At 72.9% G+C, this 3,703-nt stretch carries 4 protein-coding genes; 3 read left to right on the top strand and 1 reads right to left on the bottom strand.

Going from position 1 to position 3,703, the window contains the following annotated elements:
- A partial coding sequence (locus SSBG_RS14835; RefSeq protein WP_037869805.1) for a PP2C family protein-serine/threonine phosphatase occupies positions 1–482 on the top strand: 482 nt, incomplete at its 5' end.
- A 294-nt stretch (positions 483–776) separates the two neighbouring features.
- Complete coding sequence (locus SSBG_RS14830) at positions 777–2,243, top strand: aminopeptidase P family protein (protein WP_008746926.1); 1,467 nt, start codon at positions 777–779, stop codon at positions 2,241–2,243.
- Positions 2,244–2,372: 129 nt separating this feature from the next.
- Here SSBG_RS14830 and SSBG_RS14825 read toward each other — a convergent pair whose 3' ends face one another.
- Positions 2,373–2,810, bottom strand: a complete 438-nt coding sequence (locus tag SSBG_RS14825) for an ATP-binding protein (RefSeq protein WP_037869803.1) — start codon at positions 2,808–2,810, stop codon at positions 2,373–2,375.
- 302 nt (positions 2,811–3,112) lie between these two features.
- Here SSBG_RS14825 and SSBG_RS14820 point away from each other — a divergent pair.
- On the top strand, positions 3,113–3,703 hold a 591-nt coding region (locus tag SSBG_RS14820; RefSeq protein ID WP_037869801.1), incomplete at its 3' end, for a hypothetical protein.

Raw genomic sequence — 3,703 nt, 5'->3', positions numbered from 1 at the left:
CCGTGCTCCAGGGCGAGGACCCGGCGGCGGTGCTCGCCGACCTCGAACTCGTCCTGCGGCTCAGCGAGCCGGGCCGCAGCGCGACCGCGCTCTACGCGCACCTCGGCGAGGACGGCAGGAAGCTGCGCTTCGCGGGGGCCGGGCACGCGCCGCCGCTCCTTATCGGCCCGCGCCGCGTCGAGTACCTGGAGAGCACAGTCTCGGCGCCGCTCACGATGCTGAGCTGCTGGGAGGCGCCGAGCGTCGAGGTACGGCCCGAGCCCGGCGAATCGCTCGTCCTCTACACGGACGGACTGCTGCGGGCCACGGGCGACACCACCGACCGTGCCTTCGCCCGGCTGCACGCGGCGGCGGCGAGCAGCCCGCCACGCCTGCGCCGCGACCCGGGAGCGCTCGCGGACCACCTCCTGACGCGCCTGCTGCCGGAGCACAGCCTGCCGCCGGGGGACGACCTGGCACTGCTGGTGCTGACCTTCGACTGAGCGGCCGGGGCCGGACTGCGGGCAAGCCGTGATGTTTCACGTGGAACATCCGCCACGTCCCTGCTCGACGTGTTTCACGTGGAACATCCGTCACCTCCCTGCTCGTGATGTTTCACGTGGAACATGCCGCCCTCCCGCCCCGTTCTGTGGCCCTGCTCACAGCCGTTCTCCCGCCCGCGCGGGACGTGCCGCGCCCGTACCGGAGTTGGCTCATGCCCCCCTCGTGCACCCCTGACGGGCGAAGCGGACGACCGTACGATGGCCGGATCAGGCGTTCGTAGAAGGAGACAGCCCATGCAGGACGGCGGACAGCAGGTTCCGAGCACCGAGGACGGGTCGGAGGAGGAGGCGATCAAGCAGCGCAAGAACGGCCTCTACCGCAATGTCTCGGAAGAACTCGCGGAGAACATGCGGACCGGCTGGGCCGACACGGAGCTGCACGACCTGAAGCCGATCCCGCAGGCCGCCGAGACCGCCGCGCGCCGCGCCCGGCTGTCGGCCGCCTTCCCCGGCGAGCGGCTCGTGATCCCGGCGGGCAACCTCAAGGTCCGCTCGAACGACACGGACTACCCCTTCCGCGCCTCGGTCGAGTACACGTATCTCACGGGCGACCAGACGCAGGACGGCGTGCTCGTCCTGGAGCCGACCGCGAGCGGCCACGAGGCGACCGTCTACCTGCTGCCCCGCTCCAACCGCGAGAACGGCGAGTTCTGGCTCGACGGCCAGGGCGAGCTGTGGGTCGGCCGCCGGCACTCCCTCACCGAGGCGGAGAAGCTGCTCGGCATCCCGGCGAAGGACGTCCGCGAGCTGGCCGAGGCGCTGCGCGAAACGAGCGGCCCGACGCGGCTCGTACGCGGTCACGACGCGGGCATCGAGGCCGCGCTCACCGACAAGGTGACGGCCGAGCGGGACGAGGAGCTGCGGGTCTTCCTCTCGGAGGCGCGACTCGTCAAGGACGCGTTCGAGATCGGCGAACTCCAGAAGGCCGTCGACTCGACCGCGCGCGGCTTCGAGGACGTCGTGAAGGTGCTCGACAAGGCCCAGGCCACCTCCGAGCGCTACATCGAGGGCACCTTCTTCCTCCGCGCCCGCGTCGAGGGCAACGACATCGGCTACGGCTCGATCTGCGCCGCCGGGCCGCACGCCACGACGCTGCACTGGGTCCGCAACGACGGCCCGGTCCGCGCCGGTGAGCTGCTGCTCCTCGACGCCGGGGTCGAGAGGCACACCCTCTACACCGCCGACGTGACCCGCACCCTGCCGATCGACGGCCGCTTCACCCCGCTCCAGCGCACGATCTACGACGCGGTGTACGAGGCGCAGGAGGCCGGCATCGCGGCCGTGCGCCCCGGGGCAAAGTACGCGGACTTCCACGAGGCCGCGCAGCGCGTGCTCGCGACGTACCTGGTCGAGTGGGGCATCCTCGAAGGCCCCGTCGACCGCGCGCTCGAACTCGGCCTCCAGCGCCGCTTCACGCTGCACGGCACCGGGCACATGCTCGGCCTCGACGTGCACGACTGCGCGGCCGCCCGCACCGAGACGTACAAGGACGGCGTCCTGGAGCCGGGCATGTGCCTGACGGTCGAGCCGGGCCTCTACTTCCAGGCCGACGACGTCACGGTGCCCGAGGAGTACCGGGGCATCGGCGTGCGGATCGAGGACGACCTGATCGTCACCGAGGACGGCAACCGCAACCTCTCGGCCGCGCTGCCGCGCACCTCGGACGACGTCGAGGCGTGGATGGCGCGCGTCCAGGGCTGAGCCGCGCCGCGGCGGCACCCGCCGCCAGCGATACGCCGACGGGCCGACACCCCCTTCCACAGGGGTGCCGGCCCGTCGGCGTGCTTCGCGGGGGGTGCCGGCCCGTCGGCGTGTCCGGGCCCCGGCGCCTCAGGCCACCGCCAGGGGAGCCCCCTCGCGCCACTTCACGACCTTGTCGAAGCGGACGACCGCGCCGCCGCGTCCCGCGCGGTTGCGGAACTGGGCGTGGTCGGAGAGTTCGCTGATGATGCCGAGGCCCCGGCCGCTCTCCGCCTCCAGCCGGGTGCGCCGTAGGGGGATGCCCCTGCGGCCGCGGAAGCCCGGCCCCGAATCGCTCACCTCGACGTGGCAGCGCTCCTCGTCCAGGCGCACCGTGACGTGATACTTCGCGGTGCTCGCGCCGCCGTGCTCGACGGCGTTGGCGCACGCCTCGGTGAGCGCGAGGGAGAGGTCGAAAGCGGTGTCGGGGTCCACGCCGGCCGTGTCCATGGCACCGGCCAGCAGCTTCCGGGCGAGCGGGACGCTCGCCGCCTCGCGCCGCAGATGGAGTGACCACCAGATGCTCATGTTCCAGCCTCCTGTGCCCGGCTCGACATAGAAGTACGTATTGCCGCCAACAGCACGTCTCAACCGCCCTCTTGACACCGTGAAATGCGGATGATACGGCACGAAAACTAATGAATCCGGCGGGAAGTTCACGCCACGGCCCCGCTCCGGCCGCTCGCCCCGGGCGCCCCACACGTCACACCCGCACCGGCGGCGGGCGTCCCATTCCCCCGTACCGCCGCCATCCCCGCCCAAGCAGACCTTCGGGACCTTGCGGACCTGCCCGCCCGCGCCGCGAGGGGCGGTGGGATGATGGCTCCGCCATGGCTGCCCCCCACGTGTTCACACGCGCCGGAGCGGGACTCCGGCTGCTCAGGGCCGCGGTGTTCACCGCGGTCTGTGTCGCGTTGTCCGCGCTGGGGCACTCCACGGCCTCGGGCGCCGGTGTTCCGCTGTGGAGCCTGGTCCTCGGTTTCCTCCTCGTCCTCCTCGTCGTCTGCCCGCTCGCCGGGCGGGAACGCTCCCTGCCCGGCATCGCCGCCCTCCTCGCCACCGGACAGCTCGGGCTGCACGCCCTGTTCGGGCTCGGCCAGCACGACATGGTGATGGGCGCGGCGCCGGACAGCGCGGCCGAGCGCGCCGCACGCCTCGTGTGCGGCGCCGGGGCCTCCTCGCTGAGCCCCCTGGAGGGGCACCGCATCCTCGCGACCGCCGGGCTGGACGACCCGGCGGCGGCGCACGGGCACACCGGCATGGGCGTCCTGCCCTCGCTGCCGATGCTGCTCCTGCACCTGCTCGCGGCGCTCGTCGCGGGCTGGCTGCTCCGCCACGGCGAGCGGTCGCTCTTCGGGCTCGTGCGGCTGTCGGGACAGCTCCTCGCGGGGGTCGCCGCGGGCGCGCGGCTGCGGGCGCTG

Origin of the sequence: Streptomyces sp. SPB074 (genome assembly GCF_000154905.1) — a bacterium.
Classification (GTDB): domain Bacteria; phylum Actinomycetota; class Actinomycetes; order Streptomycetales; family Streptomycetaceae; genus Streptomyces.
The sequence above is the reverse complement of the archived record's forward strand: the minus strand, read 5'-3'. Positions and strand labels throughout refer to the sequence as shown.

What these genes read in the sequence shown, in the direction of transcription:
- SSBG_RS14830 (WP_008746926.1), top strand. Translation starts at nt 777, where the DNA reads ATGCAGGACGGCGGACAGCAGGTTCCGAGCACCGAGGACGGGTCGGAG.
- SSBG_RS14825 (WP_037869803.1), bottom strand. Translation starts at nt 2,810, where the DNA reads ATGAGCATCTGGTGGTCACTCCATCTGCGGCGCGAGGCGGCGAGCGTC.